Source organism: Inquilinus limosus MP06 (assembly GCF_000767795.1).
Lineage (GTDB): Bacteria > Pseudomonadota > Alphaproteobacteria > DSM-16000 > Inquilinaceae > Inquilinus > Inquilinus limosus_E.
This window is the reverse complement of sequence record NZ_JANX01000766.1, coordinates 1-2395: the sequence shown is the minus strand read 5'-3', so window position 1 is coordinate 2395 and position 2395 is coordinate 1. Positions and strand designations below refer to the sequence as shown.

Sequence of the window (2395 nt, the reverse complement as noted above, 5' to 3'; positions counted from 1 at the left end):
CGGATCACCGGCAGCCTGTTGCTCGGCGCCGGGCTCGGCCTGGCCCTTGCCCGCGGCAAGTGACACCATATACGTTGACGATTATATAACCTTGAGATCATATATCGTCATGGACGTGTTCGAAGTGGTGGCGGAGCCGCACCGCCGGGCGATCCTCGACCTGCTGGCCGGCCAGCCCCGGCCGGCGGGCGAGATCGTCGCCGCCTTCCCGGCCCTGACCCAGCCGGCGGTCTCGCGCCATCTGCGGGTGCTGCGGGAGGCCGGGCTGGTCGAGGCCAAGGCGGCGGCGCAGCAGCGGATCTACGCGCTGAAGCCCGACCGGCTGGCCGAGATGGACGCTTGGCTGGAGCGCTTCCGCCGATACTGGGCCGGCCATCTCGATGCGCTGGAGCGGCACCTGGCCGCCACCGTGCCGCACAAGCAGGACGACCCGACATGACCAGCCGCACCGGCACCATCACCCGCCATGGCGACACCGCGACGATCCGGTTCGAGCGCCGCCTGCCCTACCCGGTCGAGGCCGTCTGGGCGGCGCTGACCGATCCGGCGCAGCGCGGCCGCTGGCTGGGACCCACCACGATCGACCCGCGCCAGGGCGGCCGGATCGAGACCGTGGCCGAGGGCCCGCCGGTGCCGCCGCAGCACCGCAGCATCGCCGGCCGCATCCTGGCCTGGGACCCGCCGCGGCTGCTGGAGCATGAATGGCACCAGTCGATCATCGGCGAGACCGTGGTGCGCTACGAGCTGGAGGCCGATGGCGACGGCACGCTGCTGCGCTTCAGCCACAGCGGGCTGCGGCCGCGCGACGCCGAGGGCTTCATCCCCGGCACCCATGCCTATCTCGACCGGCTGGAAGCCCTGCTGGCCGACGCGCCGCTGCCGGTGTGGACGCAGCGCTATGCCGAGGTGCAGCCGGACTATGGCGACGCCTGGTCCGGGCCGGCGGCCTGAAAGGATTGCAGTCCGCTCTCCAGGGCCGAGCCGGGCATCCCTTGCGGCCGATATCGGACCGCCGACCATTTGCGACGGCTAAGAAAAGCAAGGCAGCTGCTTCGGTCTGGCTCGCCTATTACGCGTCGATGCCGTATAAAACCGCTTTATTGTAGCGTTGATTTTCAGGGAGAAGCCCAAATGGCCAGGATCCATACAGTGCTGTTTGCAGGATTCTTCATGACCGGCCTGGCGGCATGCGGCTCGTCGCAGACGACCGCTCCGGCCCCGCAGGCCGCCGAGACACCGGCCCCGGCGGTCGCCACGGTCAACGAAGCCGGCAGGCTGCAGGTCAATCCGCGAGACTTCGAGGCCTGGCTGAACACGATGCCGGGCGAGGCCGCATCGCTGCATGTCGAAGGCAAGCTCGGCGCCGTGACCGCACCGTCCGCCGGCTGGACGGTCACGCTGGTCGACAGCGACCGCAAGGCGGGCAGCAGGACCAAGGTCCTTGAGCTCTGGGCGACAGCCCCGACCGGCCCTGTCACGCAAGTGATGACCCCGATGGAGGTCCCGCCCTTCGTCGAGGATCCGGCGAAGGCGAATTACAGCCGGGTGACGATCTGGTACGGCAAGCGCCACTTCACCGTCCGGGTCAAGCCGGTCAGCTAGGCTGGCACACGAGGGCGGGCGTCACGCCCGCCTTCCTTCCGTTTCATCCCCACGCCTATTCCGCGATCGTCAGCCAGGGCCAGCGCTGCCGGTACGACTCCGCCTTGGCGCGGAACAGCCCGGGCGACGAGTTCAGCGGGTTGGGCCGCAGCACGCCCGCGACCATGTCGTCGAGCCCGTTCGGAGCGTAGAGCCGGCCCGTCGCCGCCTCGATGCCGATGCAGGTGCATTGCACGAGGTAGCGGTCGATGCCGTCGGTGGCGGAGCGCAGCTGCGGATAGGCGCCGCCGAAGCGCTGCCGGTACCAGAGATGGACGCGGGCCTGGTTCTTGACCTCGACCGCCACGCCGAGATCCGCGCAGAGGGCAGAGGCCTCGCGGATCACCGCGTCCTCCGCCTCCCAGGACAGATCGCGGTCGTCGAAGTAGAAGACGTCGTAGTCCTTCACCGCCGTCTCCGGCGGCCGGCCGGAGCGCCGGTTCCACGCCGCCTGGAACAGGCAGCCGGCGGTGAGATAGCACTGCGGCAGGCCGAGCCGCGGCAGCCGCTGCATCAGCGCGGCATTCACCGGGTTGGCCGTCGCCCAGGCGATGATTTCGGCGGTGGAGACCGGCATGGCTACGCCTCGCCCGGCAAGGCCCGCCGCAGCCGCCGGCCGATATTGCCCTCGGATCCGGTGATGATCAGCGTCATGGTTCCCCGGCTCGTGTCTTGTGTTGCCTCTCCCGCTTGCGGGAGAGGTCGGAGACGCGGAGCGGCTCCGGGTGAGGGGATTTCGTCGAGGCCTGGGCCA

At 69.6% G+C, this 2395-nt stretch carries 4 protein-coding genes; 3 read left to right on the top strand and 1 reads right to left on the bottom strand.

Going from position 1 to position 2395, the window contains the following annotated elements:
- The first annotated feature begins 109 nt into the window (after nucleotides 1–109).
- The 3 genes from P409_RS32090 (at nucleotide 110) to P409_RS36645 (ending at nucleotide 1602) form a co-directional block, all read left to right on the top strand.
- Complete coding sequence (locus P409_RS32090) at nucleotides 110–439, top strand: ArsR/SmtB family transcription factor (RefSeq protein ID WP_034848166.1); 330 nt, start codon at nucleotides 110–112, stop codon at nucleotides 437–439.
- A complete protein-coding gene (locus tag P409_RS32085) occupies nucleotides 436–951 on the top strand; it encodes an SRPBCC family protein (protein WP_034848164.1) in 516 nt (171 codons plus the stop codon). The genes P409_RS32090 and P409_RS32085 overlap by 4 nt, the downstream gene beginning before the upstream one ends.
- Before the next feature lie 198 nt (nucleotides 952–1149).
- Nucleotides 1150–1602: a hypothetical protein gene (locus P409_RS36645; protein WP_152613661.1), complete on the top strand. Its 453-nt coding sequence runs from the start codon at nucleotides 1150–1152 to the stop codon at nucleotides 1600–1602.
- A gap of 55 nt (nucleotides 1603–1657) precedes the next feature.
- On the opposite strand, the gene P409_RS32075 is transcribed toward P409_RS36645, so the two are convergent.
- On the bottom strand, nucleotides 1658–2218 hold the full coding sequence (locus P409_RS32075) for a nucleotidyltransferase family protein (RefSeq protein WP_034848162.1): 561 nt from the start codon (nucleotides 2216–2218) through the stop codon (nucleotides 1658–1660).
- Nucleotides 2219–2395 lie beyond the last annotated feature (177 nt).

Excerpts from the sequence above, each read along its gene's own strand:
- P409_RS32090 (WP_034848166.1), top strand. The coding sequence starts at position 110 with ATGGACGTGTTCGAAGTGGTGGCGGAGCCGCACCGCCGGGCGATCCTC.
- P409_RS32085 (WP_034848164.1), top strand. The coding sequence starts at position 436 with ATGACCAGCCGCACCGGCACCATCACCCGCCATGGCGACACCGCGACG.
- P409_RS32075 (WP_034848162.1), bottom strand. The coding sequence starts at position 2,218 with ATGCCGGTCTCCACCGCCGAAATCATCGCCTGGGCGACGGCCAACCCG.